At 71.8% G+C, this 19548-nt stretch carries 20 protein-coding genes; 7 read left to right on the forward strand and 13 right to left on the reverse strand.

Features of this window, described 5'->3' with window-relative positions:
* Nucleotides 1-31: 31 nt before the first annotated feature.
* Nucleotides 32-934 carry a glutathione S-transferase family protein gene (locus OG417_RS14875; RefSeq protein ID WP_329255751.1) on the reverse strand — a complete coding sequence of 301 codons (903 nt, stop codon included), beginning with the start codon at nucleotides 932-934 and terminating at the stop codon, nucleotides 32-34.
* Between the two features lie 109 nt (nucleotides 935-1043).
* On the opposite strand from OG417_RS14875, the gene OG417_RS14880 reads away from it, so the two are divergent.
* Together OG417_RS14880 and OG417_RS14885 are read left to right on the forward strand one after the other, a co-directional pair.
* Nucleotides 1044-1727, forward strand: a complete 684-nt coding sequence (locus OG417_RS14880) for a DedA family protein (protein WP_329255753.1) — start codon at nucleotides 1044-1046, stop codon at nucleotides 1725-1727.
* A 119-nt stretch (nucleotides 1728-1846) separates the two neighbouring features.
* Nucleotides 1847-2746, forward strand: a complete 900-nt coding sequence (locus tag OG417_RS14885; RefSeq protein ID WP_329255755.1) for an SDR family oxidoreductase — start codon at nucleotides 1847-1849, stop codon at nucleotides 2744-2746.
* Here OG417_RS14885 and OG417_RS14890 read toward each other — a convergent pair whose 3' ends face one another.
* Nucleotides 2747-3967, reverse strand: coding sequence for an RNA-guided endonuclease InsQ/TnpB family protein (locus tag OG417_RS14890; protein ID WP_329255757.1), 1221 nt, complete (start codon nucleotides 3965-3967; stop codon nucleotides 2747-2749).
* Nucleotides 3968-4173: 206 nt separating this feature from the next.
* Between OG417_RS14890 and OG417_RS14895 the strand changes: the two genes are divergently transcribed.
* On the forward strand, nucleotides 4174-4977 hold the full coding sequence (locus OG417_RS14895) for an enoyl-CoA hydratase/isomerase family protein (RefSeq protein WP_329255759.1): 804 nt from the start codon (nucleotides 4174-4176) through the stop codon (nucleotides 4975-4977).
* Nucleotides 4978-5078: 101 nt separating this feature from the next.
* Here OG417_RS14895 and OG417_RS14900 read toward each other — a convergent pair whose 3' ends face one another.
* Entirely contained in the window at nucleotides 5079-5738 is a 660-nt protein-coding gene (locus OG417_RS14900) for a cupin domain-containing protein (RefSeq protein ID WP_329255761.1), read from the reverse strand.
* Nucleotides 5739-5856: 118 nt separating this feature from the next.
* Between OG417_RS14900 and OG417_RS14905 the strand changes: the two genes are divergently transcribed.
* The 4 genes from OG417_RS14905 (at nucleotide 5857) to OG417_RS14920 (ending at nucleotide 11322) form a co-directional block, all read left to right on the forward strand.
* Nucleotides 5857-6498, forward strand: a complete 642-nt coding sequence (locus OG417_RS14905; RefSeq protein ID WP_329255763.1) for a DUF1707 SHOCT-like domain-containing protein — start codon at nucleotides 5857-5859, stop codon at nucleotides 6496-6498.
* A 100-nt stretch (nucleotides 6499-6598) separates the two neighbouring features.
* Nucleotides 6599-7447, forward strand: a complete 849-nt coding sequence (locus tag OG417_RS14910; protein WP_329255765.1) for a L,D-transpeptidase family protein — start codon at nucleotides 6599-6601, stop codon at nucleotides 7445-7447.
* A 7-nt stretch (nucleotides 7448-7454) separates the two neighbouring features.
* On the forward strand, nucleotides 7455-8438 hold the full coding sequence (locus OG417_RS14915; RefSeq protein WP_329255767.1) for an LLM class flavin-dependent oxidoreductase: 984 nt from the start codon (nucleotides 7455-7457) through the stop codon (nucleotides 8436-8438).
* A 121-nt stretch (nucleotides 8439-8559) separates the two neighbouring features.
* A complete protein-coding gene (locus OG417_RS14920; protein ID WP_329255769.1) occupies nucleotides 8560-11322 on the forward strand; it encodes a sialidase family protein in 2763 nt (920 codons plus the stop codon).
* A 91-nt stretch (nucleotides 11323-11413) separates the two neighbouring features.
* On the opposite strand, the gene OG417_RS14925 is transcribed toward OG417_RS14920, so the two are convergent.
* The 10 genes from OG417_RS14925 to OG417_RS14970 all read right to left on the reverse strand — a co-directional run bounded on the left by OG417_RS14925 (nucleotide 11414) and on the right by OG417_RS14970 (nucleotide 19402).
* A complete protein-coding gene (locus OG417_RS14925; RefSeq protein WP_329255771.1) occupies nucleotides 11414-11590 on the reverse strand; it encodes a hypothetical protein in 177 nt (58 codons plus the stop codon).
* Between the two features lie 299 nt (nucleotides 11591-11889).
* Nucleotides 11890-12975: a Zn-dependent alcohol dehydrogenase gene (locus tag OG417_RS14930; protein WP_329255773.1), complete on the reverse strand. Its 1086-nt coding sequence runs from the start codon at nucleotides 12973-12975 to the stop codon at nucleotides 11890-11892.
* A gap of 55 nt (nucleotides 12976-13030) precedes the next feature.
* Entirely contained in the window at nucleotides 13031-13225 is a 195-nt protein-coding gene (locus OG417_RS14935; protein WP_329255775.1) for a ferredoxin, read from the reverse strand.
* Between the two features lie 14 nt (nucleotides 13226-13239).
* Entirely contained in the window at nucleotides 13240-13692 is a 453-nt protein-coding gene (locus tag OG417_RS14940; protein ID WP_329255777.1) for a pyridoxamine 5'-phosphate oxidase family protein, read from the reverse strand.
* Between the two features lie 49 nt (nucleotides 13693-13741).
* Nucleotides 13742-14131, reverse strand: a complete 390-nt coding sequence (gene rbsD, locus OG417_RS14945; protein ID WP_329255779.1) for a D-ribose pyranase — start codon at nucleotides 14129-14131, stop codon at nucleotides 13742-13744.
* Between the two features lie 3 nt (nucleotides 14132-14134).
* Nucleotides 14135-15019, reverse strand: a complete 885-nt coding sequence (locus OG417_RS14950) for a ribokinase (protein WP_329255781.1) — start codon at nucleotides 15017-15019, stop codon at nucleotides 14135-14137.
* On the reverse strand, nucleotides 15019-15954 hold the full coding sequence (locus OG417_RS14955; RefSeq protein WP_329255783.1) for a substrate-binding domain-containing protein: 936 nt from the start codon (nucleotides 15952-15954) through the stop codon (nucleotides 15019-15021). The genes OG417_RS14950 and OG417_RS14955 overlap by 1 nt, the downstream gene beginning before the upstream one ends.
* Before the next feature lie 24 nt (nucleotides 15955-15978).
* The gene (locus OG417_RS14960; protein ID WP_329255786.1) at nucleotides 15979-16935 is read right to left on the reverse strand and encodes an ABC transporter permease; all 957 of its coding nucleotides are present in this window, start codon (nucleotides 16933-16935) and stop codon (nucleotides 15979-15981) included.
* A complete protein-coding gene (locus OG417_RS14965) occupies nucleotides 16932-18425 on the reverse strand; it encodes a sugar ABC transporter ATP-binding protein (protein ID WP_329255789.1) in 1494 nt (497 codons plus the stop codon). The genes OG417_RS14960 and OG417_RS14965 overlap by 4 nt, the downstream gene beginning before the upstream one ends.
* Nucleotides 18422-19402 carry a LacI family DNA-binding transcriptional regulator gene (locus OG417_RS14970; RefSeq protein ID WP_329255791.1) on the reverse strand — a complete coding sequence of 327 codons (981 nt, stop codon included), beginning with the start codon at nucleotides 19400-19402 and terminating at the stop codon, nucleotides 18422-18424. The genes OG417_RS14965 and OG417_RS14970 overlap by 4 nt, the downstream gene beginning before the upstream one ends.
* Between the last annotated feature and the right edge of the window lie 146 nt (nucleotides 19403-19548).

The following is a 19548-nucleotide window of genomic DNA, read 5'->3' on the forward strand; positions in this document are numbered from 1 at the left end:
CTCCGACCGTACTCCGGCGCGCGGAGAACGATCACGTCCATGAGATCGCCGGGCCCTTGGCCACGATGCCGTACGGGTTCAGGTGCCGTTGTGTCTCGTAGTAATGACGCTTGATGTGGTCGAAGTCGGTGGTCTCGCCGAACGCGGGAATGGCGTAGAGCCGGCGGGCGTACGCCCACAGGCGCGGATAGTCGACGATCCGCCGCAGGTTGCACTTGAAGTGCCCGTGGTAGACGGCGTCGAAGCGCGCCAGCGTGGGGTACAGGCGTACGTCGGCCTCGGTCAGCCGGTCACCGACCAGGTAGTCGTGGCCGTCGAGGCGGGCCTCCAGGCGGTCGAGAGTGGTGAAGAGCGCGTCGAACGCCTCTTCGTACGCCTCCTGGGTCTGCGCCATGCCCGCCTTGTAGACGCCGTTGTTGACGTTGTGGAAGACCTCGTCGTTCACCGCGTCGATCTCGGCGCGCAGCTCCTGCGGGTACAGCTCGGGCGCGCCGGGCCGGTGGAAGGGCTCGAAGGCCGACTCGAGCGTCAGCGTGATCTGGGGATAGTCGTTGGTGACGAGCCGGCCGCCCACGGTGTCCCAGACGCACGGCACGGTGTGCCGCCCCTCGTACGAGGGGTCGGTGGCGGTGTAGAGCTCGGCCAGGAACCGCGCGCCGGTCACGGGATCGCGGCCGTCCGGCGACAGGGTGAAGCGCCAGCCGCGTTCGTCGCGGATCGGGTCGACGATCGTGACTCCGATCACATCCTCGAGCCCGAGCAGCCTGCGGACGATCAGTGAACGGTGCGCCCAGGGGCACGCGAGCGAGGCGTAGAGTTGGTAGCGGCCGGCCTCGACGGGGAGCTCTTCATCGGTGCCGATGCGGGCGGTGAACCGGTTCGCCTGCCGGACGAATCGGCCGTTCTTCAGCTCGGCGCTCACGATGTTCGCCATGTAGTCCCTCCGATTGACGGGAATCTGCGACCTTAGAGCGATCCGCCGGTGCCGACCTGCTCATACGATAATCGTCATGGAGACGCCGGAAACGGGACGCTGATCGCCCGTGGGTCATATCACTGACGCTCTGCTCCACCTGCACGGCCCGATCATCTACGGGGTGGTCGCCGCGCTGGTGTTCGCCGAAGCCGCCCTTTTCTTCGGGTTCGTTTTCCCTGGGGAGACCGCGATCGTCATCGCGGGCGTGCTCGCCAGCCAGCACCGGGTCTCGCTGCCCATCCTGCTCGTCGTGATCGTGGGCGCCGCCGTCGTGGGCGACTCGGTGGGGTACGAGATCGGGCGCAAGTTCGGCGACCGGCTGCTCGACACCCGCGCGCTGCGCAAGCACCGCGACCGCCTCGGCAGCGCACAGGACCTGCTGCGCCGGCGTGGCGCCTTCGCCGTCTTCATCGGCCGCTTCACCGCCCTCCTTCGCGCGATCATGCCCGCGCTCGCGGGGAGCGCGCGGATGCCGTACGGCCGGTTCCTGGTCTTCAACGCCCTCGGCGGCATCACCTGGGGCATCGGCTTCACGATGGGCGGCTACCTGGCCGGAACGGCGTTCGAGCAGGTCGCCCAGTGGGCCGGCCGGGTCCTCGCGGTCGTGGTCGCGGTGATCGTCGTGATCGCGCTCGGCGTCTGGCTGTACCGCCGCCGGAAGAAGGAGGCCCAGGAGACCGAGACCGCCCCGGAGCCGGTGTCGGTCCCCGACCTGCGCGAGGACCTGCGCGAGCACCAGCACGACGACTGACCCCTTTCTGGTCTTCCTCCTCCGGAGTCACCGCCGGCGGGGCGTCCGCCTGGACCGTCCGAGTCGGATTCGGTTTGATACACACGGAGTCGGTAACGCGTCGCGAGGAGGATGTGGACATGGCGGAACTGCGGTTCGACGGACGGGTGGCGATCGTCACCGGGGCCGGGCAGGGGCTCGGCCGGCAGCACGCGCTCGAGCTGGCCGCGCGGGGCGCGAAGGTCGTCGTCAACGACCTCGGCGGCTCGCTCCATGGCAGCGGCTCCTCCGCCGGGCCGGCGGCCGCCGTGGTCGAGGAGATCAAGAAGAACGGCGGCGAGGCGGTCGCCAGCACCGACAACGTCGCGACCCCCGAGGGCGCCGAGGCGATCGTACGGACCGCGCTCGACGCGTTCGGCAAGGTGGACATCGTCGTCAACAACGCCGGCATCCTGCGGGACAAGTCCTTCAAGAACATGGTGCCGGAGGAGTTCGACCAGGTCCTCGCCGTGCACCTGCGCGGGTCGTTCCTCGTCACCCACGCCGCGTGGCCGCACCTGCGCGAGCAGGCGTACGGCCGCGTCGTCATGACCACCTCGCCGGCCGGGCTGTTCGGCAACTTCGGGCAGGCCAACTACTCCTCGGCCAAGATGGGGCTCGTCGGGCTGACCAAGACGCTGGCGGCCGAGGGCGCCAAGTACAACATCAAGGTCAACGCGATCGCTCCGATCGCCTGGACCCGCATGACCGAGGAGCTGTTCCCGCCGGAGTACAAGGAGAAGCTGAGCGTCGAGCTCGTCACTCCGGTCGTGGCCTGGCTCGCGCACGAGACCAACGAGTCGACCGGCGAGACCTACAGCGTGGGCGGCGGACGGGTGGCCCGCGTCTTCGTGGCCGAGGGGCCGGGCTTCACCAAGCAGGGCGGACTCAGCGTCGAGGACGTGCGCGACAACTGGCAGCAGATCAACGAGGTCGAGCCGTACCTGCTGGCCAAGGACATCGGCGAGCAGACCATGGCCGTCTTCAACGCGATCAATTGACTATTCCCGGCCCTGAAGCTGAAGGACGGGGATCCCGGCCCTCGCGGGCTGGGGTTCCTGTTTCTGTGGCGACTGCGCCCGAGGGGGCCCCGGGTGTCTGACGTCACCTCCACAGGCCGACACGGCAAGACCTGCCGCCAGAATGTTCTTTGCCGCGTTGATGTCCCTGTCGTGCAGGGTACGGCAGGACGGACAACGCCACGCCCGGGTGGAAAGCGGGAGTTCGACGAGCAGGTGTCCGCACGTCGAGCAGGTTTTGGAGCTGGGGTACCAGCGGTCGATCACGATCAGATGGCGACCGTGCCTGGCTGCTTTGTACTTCAGTTGGCGGCGGAACTCTCCCCATCCGCAGTCGGAGATGGCTTTGGCGAGCCGCCGGTTACGGATCATGCCCTTGATGTTCAGGTCTTCGATCACGATGACGTCGTGGTCGCGGACCAGGCGGGCACTGGTCTTGTGCAGGAAGTCCGTGCGGGACGCGGTGACCTTGCGGTGCGCGCGGGCCACCTTCGCCCTTGCCTTAGCCCGGTTGTTCGATCCGGGTTGCTTGCGTGCCATGCGCCGCTGGTAGCGGGCCAGGTTACGTTCTCGTTTGGCCAGGCGGCGGGCATTGGCGATCTTGCCTCCGTCGGAGGTGACCGCGAAGTCCTTGATGCCCAGGTCCACCCCGACGACCGCGCCGGTCGGGGGCGCCTGTTCAGGGCCTGGGACCTCGACGGCGAGGGAGACGTACCAGCGTCCGCACGGCTCACGCGAGACCGTCACCGACGTCGGCTCGATCGACGCGGGATCGACATCCGGCCAGGACCACACGACCTCCAGCGGTGTGTCCATCATCTTGGCCAGATAAAGGCGGCCCTCCCGCCAGCGAAACGCCGACCGGGTGAAGGTCGCCGACTGCTTGCGCTGCCGCGACTTGTATCTGGGATGACGGGCACGACCTGCAAAAAAGTTCACGAACGCCGCGTGCTGATGCCGCAGCCCCTGCTGGAGCGGCACGCAGGAAACCTCGGACAAAAACCCCAGGTCCGGATCGCGCTTCAACTCAGTCAGATATCGGCTGGTCTGGGCATAGGAGGTCCTGAGCCCCTGGCTGCGGTAACGAGTCTTCCTCCATTCCAGAACCTTGTTCCACACCAGACGTACGCAGCCGAACGTGCGGTTCAACATCGCCGCCTGCTCCTGGGTGGGGTAGGCCCGCACCTTGTAGCTCGTACGCACGTTCGAAAGTCTCGCAGTGCCCCAAGATCAGCAACGAGTAACGGAAGAACGGGATGGAAAGACGGCTATGAACGCTTCATGCCTGGAGTGCCCGGCTTCGTCGGGCCAGCTCTTTCGGGGGCCGGATTTCCTCCCGGCCTCGAAGAACTGGGCCTCCTCCGAACTTATCGGTGAGTGGCGCGGATGAGTGCCGAGGGAATCGCCGCATGAGCGCGGTCACGTTCGAGCGGCGGGACGGGGTGGCGGTGGTCACCCTAGCCCGGCCCGAGCGGCTCAACGCGGTCACGCCGGCGATGGTCGAGGAGCTTCTCGCGATCCTGGACCGGCTGGCCACCGACGTCGAGACCCGCGTGGTGGTGCTGACCGGTGCCGGGCGGGCCTTCACCGCCGGCATGGACGTCCGGGGCGACGGTCTCGGCTCCGGCGAGGAGGCCGAGGAGGGCCGGGTCGCGCGGGTCTACCGGGGCATGGCGCGCAGCGGCGAGCTCATCCTCCGGCTGCGCGACATCCCGCAGCCGGTGATCGCCGCGCTGCACGGCCCGGTCGCCGGCATGGGCATGTCCATCGCCCTGGCCTGCGACCTGCGGGTCGCCGACCCGACGGCGACCTTTATCGCGCCGTTCCTCAAGCTCGGGTTCTCGGCGGGCGATCTCGGGCTCACCTGGCTGCTGCCCCGGTTGATCGGTGCCTCACGGGCCGCGGAGATCTTCTACCGGGCCCGCTCGGTCACCGCCGCGGAGGCGTACGACCTCGGCCTGCTCGCCACGCGGGCCGATGAGGGAGCCGACCTCGACGCCGCCCTCGAACTCGCCGCCGACCTGCTGAAACGCTCGCCCTTCGGGCTGCGGCACACCAAGGAGCTGCTGAACCTGTCCCTCGACACCTCGGGGCTGCGCAGTCACCTCGCGGTGGAGAACCGTACGCAGACCATGGCCTTCCTCACCGAGGACCTGGCCGAGGGGCTCGCGGCCACGATGGCCAAGCGCGAGCCGCACTTCCGCAACCGCTGAGCGTTCCGGCCCGTCCGGGCGCGGGGCCGAGCGGACGCCACGCGGGGTTCCGCGACGCCGGGCCACGGCGGAGAGCCGGCGGTACGGGCCCGGTCGCCGGCTCAGACGCTGAAGTCGGCCGGGTCGAAGCCGGGGGAGACGACGCAGCTCACCAGCACCTCCTGCCCGGCCGCCGGCCGGGCGGACTGCCAGACGCCGCCCGGCACCAGCGCCTGCGGCACCTGGCCGCGCTCCAGGTCCGGGCCGAGCAGGACGGTGTTCTCCTCGGTCGGCGCGTCGCCGCGTGTCGTCAGCTCCAGCGGGCCTCCGCGGTGCCACAGCCACAGCTCGTCGGAGCGGACGACGTGCCACATCGACTCGTCGCCGACGCCGAGCAGGAAGTAGATGCCGGTGGCGGTGTCGCGCTCACCGCCGTGGGCCTGGAGGCGGGCCGCGGTCCGCCACGTCTCGCGGAACCAGCCGCCCTCCGGATGCGGCAGCAGGTCCAGCGCCTCGGCCACCGGGGGACGGGCGTGGAAGCCGGTCACCCGGCCGCTCGGGTCGCGCCGGGCGTACCGCACCTCCTCGACCGTGGACCGGTTGACCGCACCGGGCAGCGGCACGCGGGAGAAGGGAACGACCAGCGCGATCACCTGACCGCCGGGGAAGGCGTCGTTGGCCAGCGCGACCGCGTCCTCCTCGGGGGAGTAGGCGGCGGACTCGTCGCGGAACGGCTGGTCCGGCTCGGCGCGCCAGGCGTCGAGCGTCGTGAGTAGCAGCACACGCCCAACCTAACGGCCGTACGGCCGGCGCCCGGCGCGCTGGTCCGGCGAGTCGCCCACCGGGCAAGGTCTCGCCTTTAGAGAGAACTGGGTTTAAGATACATCTCGTTTTGCGGCCATGAAGGGGGATTCATCGATGGAGCCGTACCGCGAGGCGAGCCCGCCCACGCCTAGCCCGCCCGCGCCGAGCATCCCCGCGTCGAGCATGCGCGCCTCCGACCAGGAGCGGGACGCGACCGTCCAGCGGCTGCAGGTCGCCTTCGCCGAGGGTCGCCTGGCCGACGCGGAGTTCGACGAGCGCATGCGCGCCGCGCTGGCCGCGCGCACGCACGGCGACCTCGACGCGCTGCTCACCGATCTGCCGGCCACCACCGCGCCGGTCGCGGCGCCTCCGGCCGCCCCGGCGCCCGCCCGGATGCCCAAGCCGGGCCGTAACGCGGTCGCGTACAAGAACAGCGTGCGGTACGCGGGCCGCTGGCGGGTGCCGGGCACCTTCCGTGCGATCGTCTACAAGGGCAGCGGGGTGATCGACCTGCGGGCCGCCGAGCTCACCGAGCCGGTCACCGTGATCCGCGCGGTCGCCTACAAGTCCGACATCGAGATCATCGTGCCGCCGGGCGTCCGGGTCGAGGTGAACGGCTTCGGCGCCACCCGCGACGAGGACTGGAGCGGTGACCTGCCCGCCGACGCGCCGCTCGTGTACGTACGCGCGCTCGCCTACAAGGGGCTCGTCGAGACCCGTACGATGCCCCGCCGCTGACCCCTGTCGCGCGTCAAGCGACGGGCCGGCAGGAGTAAAGCGCGCGGCAGCGGGGACGCAGGGGAAGGACGATCCCTCTCGACTCCTGGGAGTGAAGCCGATGCGCATCCGCTTGAGCGCGGTCGTCCTCACCGGGACCGGCTCGGCGTTACTGCTGGTCGCGGCGATCGCCGGTCAGGCCACCCACGTCTCCACCACCCCCAAGGCCGCCCCCAAAGCCGCCCCCAAGGCCGCTCCCAGGGCCGCGGCGAAGGCCGCCCCCAAGGCGCCCGCGCGGAGCGCTCCGGCGCGGAACACCACCGTGGACGGCGGCCCGGCCACGACCCGGATCCCGCCTGCCGGCGCCGCCGGGCCGAAGCTCCACCGGGGCGACCACGGCGCGGAGGTGAAGGCGCTCCAGCAGCGGCTCGTGGACCTCGGCTACGACCCCGGCGCCGCCGACGGGAGGTGGGGGCCGGCGACGAGTTTCGCCGTCTGGGCGTTCCAGAAGGTCAACCACATCAAGCCCGCGTCGCGGACGAGCGCGCGGTTCTGGAGCGCGTTCGCGGCGCCGCGGACGCCCAAGCCGCTCGTGCCGCGCGGCGCCGGCGACCGGGCCGAGGTCGACGTCAAGCACCAGCTCCTCTACGTCTACAAGAACGGCCGCCTCGTGCTGACGAGCCACATCTCCTCCGGGTCGGAGCAGTACTACTCCTCCCAGGGGCACACCGGGTTCGCGCACACGCCGCGCGGAAACTTCCGGGTGTACCGCAAGGCCGCCGGCTGGGAGACCTCGCCGCTGGGCACGCTCTACAAGGCCAACTACTTCGACGGCGGGTACGCCATCCACGGCGAGCCCTCGGTGCCGCTGCGGCCGGCGTCCCACGGCTGCGTACGGGTGCCGATGAGCACGTCGACGATCGTGGCGAAGCTGCTGCCGATCGGCACGCGCGTCTACGTCCGCGGCTGATCCGCCGATGCGAATCGGGCTCTTCCTGCCGGCGGCGCAGTTCCCCGGCCAGTCGCACGCCGAGGTGCTCGCCCGTACGGTCGAGGCGGCCGTCGAGGCCGAGCGGGCCGGGTTCGACGGCGTCTGGTTCGCCGAGCACCACTTCATGTCCTACGGCGTCTGTCCCTCGGCGGTGACCCTCGCCGCGTACGTCCTGGGGCGCACGAGCCGGATCGCGGTCGGCACCGCCGTCAGCGTGCTGTCCAACCAGCACCCGGTGGCCCTCGCCGAGCAGGCCGCGCTGCTCGACCAGGTCGGCCGGGGACGGTTCCGGCTCGGGGTCGGGCGCGGCGGCCCCTGGGTGGACCTGGAGGTCTTCGGCACCGGGCTGGCGCGGTACGAGTCCGGTTTCGCCGAGAGCCTGGACCTGCTGCTCGCCGCGCTGACCGAGGAGCGGGTCGCGGGCACCGCGACCTTCCCGTTCCGCGAGGTGCCCGTCGTGCCGCGCCCGCTCACCGGACCGCCCGTCGTCGTGGCCTGCACCTCCGCCGCGACGGCCGAGCTGGCCGCGCGGCGCGGGCTGCCGATGCTGCTGGGCATGCACGCCGGCGACGAGGACAAGCGCGCCATGGTCGAGCACTACGCCCGGTACGGCCCGGCGAGACCCGGTCACCTGGCGGCCGGCGTCGCCCATGTCGCGGACACGCGCGCCGAGGCGCAGCGGGCGCTGCGGACGGCGATGCCGCGCTGGCTCGGGCCGGGCCTGGCCGGGTACGTCCCGGTCGACGGCCGTCCGCGCCGGCCCCGCGATCCGGAGGAGTACGCCGCGCTGCTGTGCCGGATCCATCCGGTCGGCACCGCGGACGACTGCGTCGCGACACTGACGGCGACCGCGGAGCGTACGGGCGTCGACCACTTCGTCCTCATGGCCGATGGCACCGGTGATCCGGCGTTGACCAGGGAGAACATCCGTCGTCTGGGTGCGGAGGTGCTGCCGCGGCTCCGCGGGTGAGTGCGCCCGCGAACGGACCGGCCGTAAATGGGTGCCGGACATGCGCCCTTACCGCCCTCATCGCGCGCCGAAGCAGGGTTTGATGGTCCTCTGCACGGGACGTTTCAACGAGAGGGTCAGCGTGAGCACGACCGGCAACGGCGCTTCCTCCCCTGGGGACTTCTTCGGCGGTGGTGCCGCCTCGGAGCGATCCGGGCCCGCCGCGGGGCCGCCGCCGAGCGGCCGGAACGAGCGCCGCCGGATCACCGAGCGGCTGGCCGAGGCCGCCGACGCCCTCGAGAGCTCGCGCCTGCGCGGCATGCCGAACACCTCGCCCTGGCAGCGGTCGAACGCCGTGTGGCACCAGGCGGGCATCGACTGGAGCCGCGCCGAGACCAAGCCGCGGCCCCCCCGCCCGGCGGCGAGCGCTCCCGCGCCCGCCGCGCCGCCCACGGCCCCGCACTATCCGGCGCCGGTGCCGCAGCCGCGCCCGCCGGCCGAGCCGGCCGTTCCGGCCACCGGTCCGGCCACAGGTCCGACCACAGGTCCGACCATCGGTCCGGGTGACGCCGCGTCCGCCGACGCGGAGCCGTGGACGCCCTCGAAGCGGCGCCGGCGCCTTCCCTCCGGGCAGGGGCTTCCGCTGCGGGCGATCGCCGTCGGCGTCGTGGCCGTGCTGGTCGTCGGCGGTGGGGCGTACCTGCTGTTCGGCAGGGGCGGCGGCGGAAAGAAGCAGGACGGCGGCACACCCGCGGTCGCGGCCGACCGGCTGTTCGCGCTCGATCCTGCGGCGGCCACCGGCGGCCGGGTGCACACGCTGGACGGCGTGGCGTCCGGCGGCACCACGACCGTGGCGTTCGGCTCCGAGCAGGGCGGTGTCTACTCGCGGGCGCAGTTCCTGACCTCGGCCGACGGCGGCCGCACGTGGAAGCTGGCGAAGGTGCGCGCGGCCGACGGCGGCGATCCGCCGCAGGGGGAGTACCCCGGGCTGCTCGCCGGCGGCAACGGCAAGTGGGCCGCGCTGGGCACCACCCGTGACGCCGTCGTCGGATGGACGAGCACCGACGCGCGCACCTGGACGCGCCGGCCGCCGGCCGGCGCCTTCGGCCCGGGCGACCAGGTCCGGCGGCTGGCCCGTACGGCCTCGGGGTTCGTCGCCGTGGGCACCGCCACCGTCCACGGCGGCACGCAGGCCGTGATCTGGACCTCCGCCGACGGCGCCACGTGGACGCGGCTCGGCGGCGACCGGTTCCAGCCGCCGTCCGGCGGCACCGCCGTGAGCCTGTCGGACGTCGCGGCGCACGGCGACGTCGTCGTGGCGCACGGCCGGGTGCGCACCACCAAGACCGTCACCCGCCGGGTCAGGGGGAAGCGGCGCAAGACGCACCGCACCGCGGAGAGCGAGGCGTTCTGGCGGTCGCCCGACGGCGGCCGCACCTGGGCGCGGCTCACGGTCCCGCAGGGCCAGGGCTCGTCCGGTGACGTCGTGGGCGTCGTCGCCACCCAGACCGGCTTCTTCGCCGCGCGGGAGGCCTCGCGCACGAGCGGCCGCAAGAGGAAGAAGAAGACCACCGCGTACGGCGCGTTCTTCGGCTCCGCGGACGGCGAGAACTGGGCGGCGGCCGGCACTCTCGCGGTCACCGGGTACTCCCGGATCGGCCTGGTGCGCGGCACCGACAACGGCCTGACGGTCCTCGTGCCCGTCAAGGGCGGAAAGACCGCCGTCATGACCAGCGGCGACGCCAAGACCTGGCGCCACGTGGGCGACCTGGCGGGCGGCCGTACGCTCACCGGCGCCGCGCTCACCCCGCAGGGCCCGGTCGTGTCCGGGCGGAGCGACGACGGCGGCGCGTACCTGACGATGGCGGGCGTGGGCGACGTCAACCTGGCCGCGATCCCCGACGCGGTGCACCCGGAGCGCACGGTCGACGGCGTCGTGGCCGACGCGGGCCGGGTCGTCGCGGTCGGCAGCACGAACGGCCGCGCGGCGCTGTGGACCTCGGCGGACGCCGCCACGTGGACGCGCGCCAAGCTTCCGGCGTCCAAGGACACCGGTCAGCAGCGGCTCGTCGACGCGGTCCACGGCGGGCCGGGCTGGCTCGCCGTCGGCGGCACCGGCTCGCACCCGCTGGTGCTGACGTCGGGCGACACCGTCACCTGGCAGCCGGCGCAGGGCCGGACGCTCGGCGGTGACCTGGTGCCGTCCGCGGCGGCGGCGAGCGGCTCGGCGTACGTGGTCGTCGGCACCCAGGGCGGCACGAGCGCCGCCGCGTGGACCTCGGCGGACCTGAAGACCTGGACCCATGGCGCGAGTGCGGGCAAGGGCGACCTGACCGGCGACCGCGACGCGCCGAAGTGGATGAGCGACGTGGCCGCCGGGCCGAACGGCTTCGTGGCGGTCGGCGGCCAGACGAAGAACAAGGTGTCGCAGCCCGCGCTGTGGACCTCACCGGACGGCCGGCGGTGGACCCTGTCGACGGCGGCGCCCGCGCTGCCGAACGGCACCACGCAGGGCTCGCTGACGAAGGTGGTGGCGCGGGGCGCGGTGCTCGTGGCCACCGGGGTGGCCGGGGCGTACGCCTTCGCGTCGGTCTCCACCGACGGCGGGCGCACCTGGCAGCCGACGGCGCTGCCCGGGGCGGCGCCGGGCGCCCGCGTCACGGCGGCCACCGCCACGTCGCGCGGGTTCGTGCTCGCCGGCACGGCCGGATCGGACGTCGCGACATGGTCCTCGGCGGACGGCCGGACGTGGCGCGCCACACGGCCGCACGGTCTCGGGCTCGACGGACCGGGCGTCCAGGAGCTCGACGGCCTGACGGTCCTGGGGGCGAATCTCCTGGCGGTCGGCTTCACCGGCGACCAGCGCACCGACGGGCCCACGCTCTGGCGCACGCCGACGCCCTGAAAAATCGAGGCCGGAAATGGACTTCGCGGTCGCATTCCTTGATCGGAGCGACCGCGAAGCCGGGGGATGTCTGGCCGGTTGACGTGGGGATTCAGTGGACGTTGAGATTCACGCCGAGGAGGACGAGGAACCACAGGAAGATCGCGAGCAGCGCGCTGAACACCCGCTTCAGCAGGCCGAGGGTGATGTAGTCGTGGTCCCAGGCCACGAAGATGCCAATCAATATATAGATCAGGCCGACAAAGCTGATTCCGCCCCGTATCCGCATTGGGACCTCCTTGGGCTTGTTTGAACGCTCGCCAGATGCCCGATGGATGGCATTCAAAACTTTTGCCCGATAATGCGGCGGCTGCCGTGTAGCACCGGTACCGTGCGAAGCGATGTAACAGGCAGGTCACCGCATGCGGATGATCGGGCGTTCCCGGTTCGGAGCGCTCGTAACGGCGAGACACCCGGCCGCCTCTCGTGCGGAGCAGCGGGTGTCGCGAAGGGGCGGCCGGCGGCTCGGCAGCGCACGCCGGCCGCCCTCCTCGTTTCCGTCGCCGACGGTCCCGTACGGGGTGTCTGTCAGTCGAACAGGACGACCTGGCGGATCGCGTCGCCGCGTTCGAGCGTCGCGATCGCGTCGTTGAGGTCCTCGAAACGGATCCGCCGCGTGATCAGGCTCTCCAGATCGAGCTTGCCCGCCCGCCACAGGTCCACGAACCGCGGAACGTCGCGGCGCAGGTCGGAGCCTCCGTACAGCGACGACCGCAGGTTCTTGCCGTCGAAGAGCAGCTCGAACGCGTTGAACTGCACATTGTCGTCGGCCGCGCCGGCGCCGACCACGATCACGTCGCCGCCGCGCCGGGCGAGCTGCCAGGCGGCGCGGATCGTCGCGCTCCGGCCCACCACCTCGAAGGCGTAGTCGAAGCCCTGGCCGCCGGTGAGGAGGTTCCGCAACTCGTCCGCCCCGTCCGGCGTGGCGGTGTGCGTCGCGCCGAACCTCTTGGCGATCTCGTGCTTGGACTCCAGCGGGTCGATCGCGAGGATGGACGCCGCGCCCGCCGCCCTGGCGCCCTGGATGACCGACAGGCCGACGCCGCCGCAACCGACGACCGCGACCGCGGTGCCGGGCCGCACCTGGGCGGTGTTGATGACCGCGCCGACCCCGGTGGAGATGCCGCAGCCGAGCAGCGCGGCGTACTCGTACGGCACGTCGTCGGCGACCTTGATGCAGGCCTCCCACGGCACCACCATCTCCTCGGCCCACGTGCCGCAGCCCGCCATGCCGTACGCCGGTGTGTCGTCGCCGACGCGGAACCGCGGCTTGGTGTAGCCCTCGATGATGTACTTCACGCAGAGGAAGGGCCGCCCGGCGACGCAGTCGGGGCACAGGCCGCAGGCCGGGGTCCAGCTGATGACGACGTGGTCGCCGGGCGCGACGTTCGTGACGTGCTCGCCGACCTCGATGACCTCGCCGGCCGCCTCGTGGCCGACCACCGCCGGATAGCTGTTCGGCAGGGTGCCGCTGAGGATCGACAGGTCGGAGTGGCAGACCCCGGTCGCCTTGATCCTGACCTTGACCTCGGCGGGGTCCGGCCCCACGGTCGACGCGTCGTCGCGCAGCTCGACCTCTTTGACACCGGCGCCTTGGATGACCGCGGCTCGCACCTCACACACCTCCAGGACGGGGCCGGCCCCGGAGACCGGCCGATGATCGAGGGGTTCAGTCCTCGTCGGTGGCCAGCGCGGCCTTGGGGCAGGACCGTACGGCGTGCCGCACGCGGTCGGCCAGGTCGGCCGGGGGCGACGGCTGGGTGATGTGGAGTTCGTCGTCGTCATCGAGGTCGAAGACCTCGGGGACGAGCCCGACGCACACGCCGTTGGCCTCGCAGACCAGCGGGTCCACCCGTACTTCCATGACGCTGCTTCCCTTCATGTGAGCTTGCGGTGGTCCCAGGAGGCCACACCGGTCGGCTCGACGATGTAGGCGTGCCGCTTGGCCGCGGTCTCCCCCACGATGGAGGCGATCGCGTCGTCGTCATCGAGGCCCATCATCCTGCGGACCACTTGGGAGCCAACATACCGAACGTCGTTCTGCTCTGTCAGGACCCGCGCGGTTCCGTACAGCATCAGGCCGCGCAGCTCGAAGTAGTCCGTGCCCTCCTCGACCAGGCAGGTGACGCGGGGATCGCGCGCGAGGTTGTGCGCCTTGCGCGACTTCCGGTACGTCCAGAATGCGATCTTGCCCTCCACCAGCCCGGAGAACATCGTCACCAGGTGCGGAGTGCCGTCCCGGTTGATCGTGGCGAGCTGGAACTTGGGGTTGGCCTCGATGAACGCCGCGACCTCGTCGTCGGTCATGGCGATACGGGAGCGCTGACTCACGCCCAGAAGTAGAACACGTTCCAGTCTGGGGCGGCAAGACGTGAAGCGATCAGAAGGCCACGCCGCACCGCACGATCACGTTCGCGTACGGCGTCGCCTCGCCGGTGCGCACGACCAGCTTCACCGCGTGCGCGAGCAGCTTCAGCTCGTCGTGCGGCACGAAGGTCAGCGCCGGCAGCCGGTCGTCCAGGAACGCGTGGCACTCGGGGTTGCCCGCCTCCACCTCCTGCGCCGCGATCGCGCCCTCGACCGTCAGCTCCGCCAGCAGCCCGTCGAGTACCTCGGCGAACGACGGGATGCCCGGCAGGAACGCCAGGTCCACGACGTCCGCGTCGCGGGGGAGCGGCATGCCGCTGTCGCAGACGAGCACCTGGTCGGTGTGGCCGAGGCGGGCGAGCGCCCCGGCCAGGGCGCCGTTGAGGATTCCGGCACGCTTCAACGCCTACAGCTCCTTCAGATCCTCCGGCGCGGGGAACGAGCTCTGCGCGCCCGCCTTCCGCACCGCCGCGGCGCCGACCCGTGCGGCGAACCGTGCGGCGGTGGCCAGGTCGTCGCCGCGGGCGAGCCGCAGGCACAGCGCGCCGGTGAACGCGTCGCCCGCGCCGGTCGTGTCCACGACGTCCACCCGCGGGCTGGGCACCTCGGTGACCCCGTTCGCGTCGGCCACGACCGCCCCGTCCGCGCCGCGCGTGATGACGACGGACCGCGCCCCCCGGGCGAGCAGCCCGGCCGGCCGCGTGTCGCCGAGGAACTCCGCCTCGTGCTCGTTGACGACGAGCGGGTCGCACCGGGCGATGAGCTCGTCCGGCACGTCGGCGGCCGGCGACAGGTTGAAGACCACCCGCGCGCCCTCCTCGTCGGCGGTACGGGCGGCGGCCACGACGGCGGCGAGCGGGATCTCCAGTTGCAGCGACACCACGGAGGCGTCCGCGAACAGCGACCGCGCCGCCGCGACGTCCTCCTCGGTGACCTTCGCGTTCGCGCCCGGCGAGACGATGATGCTGTTGTCGCCCGACGGGTCGACGGTGATCAGCGCGACGCCGTTCGGGGCCGGCGTGGTGGTCAGGTGCGCGGTGTCCACGCCGTCGCGGCGCAGCGTCTCCCGTACGAGGTCGCCGTTGCCGTCGGTGCCGGCGCGGCCGAGGAACGCGACGCGGCCGCCCAGCCGCGCCGCCGCCACGGCCTGGTTGGCGCCCTTGCCGCCGGGGTGGGTGGCCAGGTCGGAGCCGAGCACGGTCTCGCCGGCGCCCGGCCGCCGCTCCACACCGACCACGAGGTCGACGTTGACCGACCCGGCCACCACCACGTCGTAGGCGCGCCCGGCCATCAGGCGCCGCCGGTGAACTGGGTGACGTTGCTCTTGTCGGCCACCTTCACCGGGACGGCCACGGTCGCCGGCACCTTGTCACCCTTGGCGGCCTTCACCGCGGCCTGCACGGCGAGCTGGCCGAGGAGCCTCGGCTGCTGCGCGACGTCCGCGGCGAGCGTGCCGGCCTGGACCGCCTTGAGCCCGTCGGGCGTGCCGTCGAAACCGACCACCTTGATCTGCTTGCCGGCCTTCGCGCCGAGTCCCTTGATGCCGCCGAGCGCCATCTCGTCGTTGGCGGCGAACACCCCGGTGATGCCCGGGTTGGCCTGCACCATGTTGGTCAGCACGTCCAGTCCTTTGGCCCGGTCGAAGTCGGCGGGCTGCTGGGCGACGACCTGGATGCCGGGGAAGGCCTTGATGCCCTCGGCGAAGCCCTGCTGCCGGTCGCGGGCGGCCGAGGTGCCCGCCGTGCCCTGGAGCACGCCGACCTTGCCCTCGCCGCCGAGCGCCTTGCCGAGCTGCTGGGCGGCCAGCCGCCCGCCGGCGACGTTGTCGGAGGCCACGGTCTGGGCGACGGTCGCGCCGTTCACACCGCGGTCGGCGGCGATGACCGGGATCTTGGACCGGTCGGCGGCCTTGACCGCCGGCGCGGCGGCGTCGGAGTCGACCGGGTTGAGGATGATCGCCTTCATGCTCTGACCGGTGAAGTTCTGCACCTGGTTGACCTGCTGGGAGGCGTCGTTCTGGGCGTCGGTGACGGTGAGCTTGACGCCCTCCTTCTTCGCCTCCGCCTCCGCGCCCTGGCGGAACTGCACGAAGTACGGGTTGTTCAGCGTGGACACCGACATTCCGATCTTGATGTCGCCGCCCGAGGAACCGCCCCGGCAGGCCGCGAGGCCGAGGGCGAGCGTGGCCGCCGCCGCGGCGACCGCGGCCGGCTTGGTGATGCGCATGACGAGATACCTCCGATTGATGTTTCAGCTCGCCTGACGGCGGCGGAGCGTGTCGAGCAGGACCGCGAGGGCGATGACGACGCCGATCACGACCTGCTGCCAGAACGCGGAGACGGACAGCAGGTTCAGTCCGTTTCGCAGCACCGCGAGGATGAGGGCGCCGACGAGCGTGCCGAGGGCACGGCCCTTGCCGCCGGAGAGGCTGGCGCCGCCGATCACCACCGCGGCGATCGCGTCCAGCTCGTAGCCGAGCGCGGCCTGCGGCTGGGCCGAGGCGAGCCGGCTGGCCAGCACGATCCCGGCCACCGCGGCGAAGCCGCCCGCCAGCGCGTACGTGACGATCTTCTGCCGGGTGACCTTGATCCCGGACAGCCGCGCGGCCTCCTCGTTGCCGCCGATCGCGTACATCGTGCGCCCGGCGTACGTCCGGCCGAGCACGACGGCCGTGATCAGGCCCATCGCGACCATGACGATCACCGGGACGGGCAGGTAGCTGCCGATGGTGTCGCCGAGGTGCGCCACCGAGCCGGGCAGCGGGATCGGGCTGCCCTGGGAGATGACGAGCCCGAGCCCGCGTGCGACGCCCTGCATGGCGAGGGTCGCGATGAACGGAGGCAGCCGCCCGTACGTGATGAGCAGCCCGTTGACCAGGCCGCAGACGACCCCGGCGACGAGCGCGACGAGCAGCGCGACCGGCCAGGGCACGCCGTGGCTGGTCGCGGTCCAGGCGAGGACCACGGCCGACAGCGCGGCCACCGCCCCGACGGACAGGTCGATGCCGGCCGTGATGATGACGAACGTCGAGCCGAACGCCAGGATCGCGGTGACGGCCGCCTGCACGCCGACGTTGAGCAGGTTCGTCACGGTGAGGAAGTCACCGGAGAGCAGAGTCAGGGCCACGACCAGCACGATCAGTCCGGCCAGCGATCCGTTCTCGCCGAGCAGCCCGCCTTGGCGCAGCCGCGCGATCGCCGTGGTCATACCGCCTCCTCGATCTCGGCGACGGCGAGCGCCATCACCGAGTCCTGTGTCGCCTCGCCGGCGCTGAGTTCGCCGGCGATCCTGCCGCGCGCCATGACCAGCACGCGGTCGCTCATGCCCAGCACCTCGGGGAGGTCGCTGGAGATCATCAGGACCGCGCGCCCGGCGGCGGTGAGAGAGTTGATGAGCTGGTAGATCTCGACCTTGGCGCCGACGTCGATACCGCGCGTCGGCTCGTCGAGGATCAGGACGTTCGCCTCGGCGAGCAGCCACTTGCCGATGACGACCTTCTGCTGGTTGCCGCCGGACAGCGTGCGGACCTCCTGGCCGAGCCCGCCCATCCGCACGCCCAGCCGGGCGGCCATGTCCGCCGCGGCACGCTCCTGGCCGGCGCGGTCGACGAACCCGCCGTGGCTGGCGCGGCGCAACGTGACGAGCCCGAGGTTCTCCCGCACGTCGGCGCCCAGAACGAGGCCCTGGCCCTTGCGGTCCTCCGGCACCAGACCGAGCCCGGCCTCCATCGCCGCGCCGACGTCGTGGCGGGGGAGCGGACGGCCGTCGACCAGGACGCTGCCCGCGTCGTACCCGTCCGCGCCGAAGATCGCCCGAGCCACCTCCGTACGGCCCGCGCCGACCAGACCGGCCAGGCCGACCACCTCGCCGGCGCGCACCTCGAAGGACACGTCCTCGAACACGCCATGGCGGGTCAGGCCGCGCACCTCCAGGAGGGGAGCGCCCGCGTCGGACGGCTCGCGCGGATACTGCTGGTCGATCGAACGGCCGACCATCAGCCGTACGAGTTCCTCGCGCGGCGTGTCGGCCGGGACCTCGCCCACCGACCTGCCGTCGCGCAGCACCGTGACCCGGTCGCCGATCTCGGCGATCTCCTCCAGGTGGTGCGTGATGAACACGATCGCCACGCCCCGGTCGCGGAGCCGGCGGACGATCGCGAAGAGCTGCTCGACCTCGGTCGTGGTGAGCACGGCGGTCGGCTCGTCCATGATGAGCACGCGGGCGTCGAGGGCGAGCGCCTTGGCGATCTCGACCATCTGCATGCGGGCGATGCCGAGACTCGCGACGGGACGGGCCGGGTCGACGTCGAGCCCCACCCGGTCCAGCAGCACGCGGGCCCGCTCGTGCAGCGCCTTCCGGTTCACGAACCCGAAGCGCCGGGGCGGACGGCCGAGCAGGAGGTTCTCGGCCACGGTGAGCTGGGGCACCAGGTTGAACTCCTGGTAGATCGTGGCGATGCCGAGCCGCTGGGCGTCCTCGGCGGTGCGGATCCGCTCCGGTCTCCCGTCGACGAGGATGGTGCCCTCGTCCGGGTGATGCGCGCCGGACAGCATCTTGATCAGCGTGCTCTTACCGGCCCCGTTCTCGCCGAGGAGCACGTGCACCTCGCCCGGGCGCAGGTCGAAGTCCACGCCGTCGAGCGCGACCACTCCGGGGAACCGTTTGCGCAGGCCGTGGACGCTGAGGATCTCGTTCATGTCTCTCCGCACGATCGGCGTTTGACGAGGCGGGCCGGGAGCACGACGGGCTCCTCGACGCGTTCGAGCAGGGCCCGTACGGCGCGGCGGCCGAGCTCGTCGGCGGGCTGGGCGATCGCGGTGATCGGCGGGTCCACGTGGACGAACCAGGCGACGTCGTCGAACGAGGCGAGCGCCACGTCGTCCGGTATCCGCATCCCGCGCGCCCGGATCTCATCCAGCGCCCCGAGCGCCATGAGGTTGTCGCCCGCGAAGATCACCTCAGGTGGCTCGGGCAGGTCGAGGAAGCGCGCGGCGATGGCCTGGCCGCTCGCCGCTTGGAAGTCGCCGGCCTCCATGTACTCGTCCCGGATCTCCAGGCCGTTCGCGCGCATCGCGTCCTCGTACGCCTGGGCGCGCTCACGACCGGTGGACAGCAGCCCGGGCCCGGAGATGAACGCGATCCGGCGGTGGCCGAGGTCGCGCAGGTGCCGGATCAGCTCGTGGATGGCGCTCGTCCCGTCGACCCGTACGGACGGCACGTCCAGGCCGGGCAGCGTGCGGTCGAGGAAGACGAGCGGGCCGCCCGCGGCGACGCAGTCCTCGACGAGCGGGGTGACCTCGGCGGTCGGGCAGATGAGGAGGCCGTCGACGCGCTGTTCGAGCAGCGTGCGGACGTAGTGGTCCTGCCGCTCGGGCCGTTCGTCGGCGTTGCCGATGACGACGGTGTAGCCGGCCGCGCGCGCCTCGTCCTCCACGGACCGGGCGAGCACGGCGAAGAACGGGTTGAGAATGTCCCCGATGACCAGTCCGAGGGTGTGGGTGGCCTCGGTCCGCAGCGACCGCGCCACCGCGTTGGGCCGATAGCGCAGCGCCGCGACGGAGGCCCGCACCTTGGCGCGTGTCTCCTCGCTGACCTTGGGACTGTCGTTGAGCACCCGGGAGACGGTGGCGACCGAGACTCCCGCGTGTGCGGCGACGTCCTTGATGCCCGCCATTTCACCTCCCTGCGTGGTAACGATTACATCGGGCAGCATATGGAAACGATTACATGGGCGATAGCCCGCTAACAGGTGACGTCGGTCACAACGGGCTTCTCCGGCAACCTGGTTAGAGTGCGCAGGTGGATGACGTGATGACACGA

The organism is Actinoallomurus sp. NBC_01490 (assembly GCF_036227085.1).
Classification (GTDB): domain Bacteria; phylum Actinomycetota; class Actinomycetes; order Streptosporangiales; family Streptosporangiaceae; genus Actinoallomurus; species Actinoallomurus oryzae.

Excerpts from the sequence above, each read along its gene's own strand:
- OG417_RS14875 (WP_329255751.1), bottom strand. The coding sequence starts at position 934 with ATGGCGAACATCGTGAGCGCCGAGCTGAAGAACGGCCGATTCGTCCGG.
- OG417_RS14885 (WP_329255755.1), top strand. The coding sequence starts at position 1,847 with ATGGCGGAACTGCGGTTCGACGGACGGGTGGCGATCGTCACCGGGGCC.
- OG417_RS14895 (WP_329255759.1), top strand. The coding sequence starts at position 4,174 with ATGAGCGCGGTCACGTTCGAGCGGCGGGACGGGGTGGCGGTGGTCACC.
- OG417_RS14905 (WP_329255763.1), top strand. The coding sequence starts at position 5,857 with ATGAAGGGGGATTCATCGATGGAGCCGTACCGCGAGGCGAGCCCGCCC.
- OG417_RS14910 (WP_329255765.1), top strand. The coding sequence starts at position 6,599 with ATGCGCATCCGCTTGAGCGCGGTCGTCCTCACCGGGACCGGCTCGGCG.
- OG417_RS14915 (WP_329255767.1), top strand. The coding sequence starts at position 7,455 with ATGCGAATCGGGCTCTTCCTGCCGGCGGCGCAGTTCCCCGGCCAGTCG.
- OG417_RS14925 (WP_329255771.1), bottom strand. The coding sequence starts at position 11,590 with ATGCGGATACGGGGCGGAATCAGCTTTGTCGGCCTGATCTATATATTG.
- OG417_RS14935 (WP_329255775.1), bottom strand. The coding sequence starts at position 13,225 with ATGGAAGTACGGGTGGACCCGCTGGTCTGCGAGGCCAACGGCGTGTGC.
- OG417_RS14950 (WP_329255781.1), bottom strand. The coding sequence starts at position 15,019 with ATGGCCGGGCGCGCCTACGACGTGGTGGTGGCCGGGTCGGTCAACGTC.
- OG417_RS14955 (WP_329255783.1), bottom strand. The coding sequence starts at position 15,954 with ATGCGCATCACCAAGCCGGCCGCGGTCGCCGCGGCGGCGGCCACGCTC.
- OG417_RS14960 (WP_329255786.1), bottom strand. The coding sequence starts at position 16,935 with ATGACCACGGCGATCGCGCGGCTGCGCCAAGGCGGGCTGCTCGGCGAG.
- OG417_RS14965 (WP_329255789.1), bottom strand. The coding sequence starts at position 18,425 with ATGAACGAGATCCTCAGCGTCCACGGCCTGCGCAAACGGTTCCCCGGA.
- OG417_RS14970 (WP_329255791.1), bottom strand. The coding sequence starts at position 19,402 with ATGGCGGGCATCAAGGACGTCGCCGCACACGCGGGAGTCTCGGTCGCC.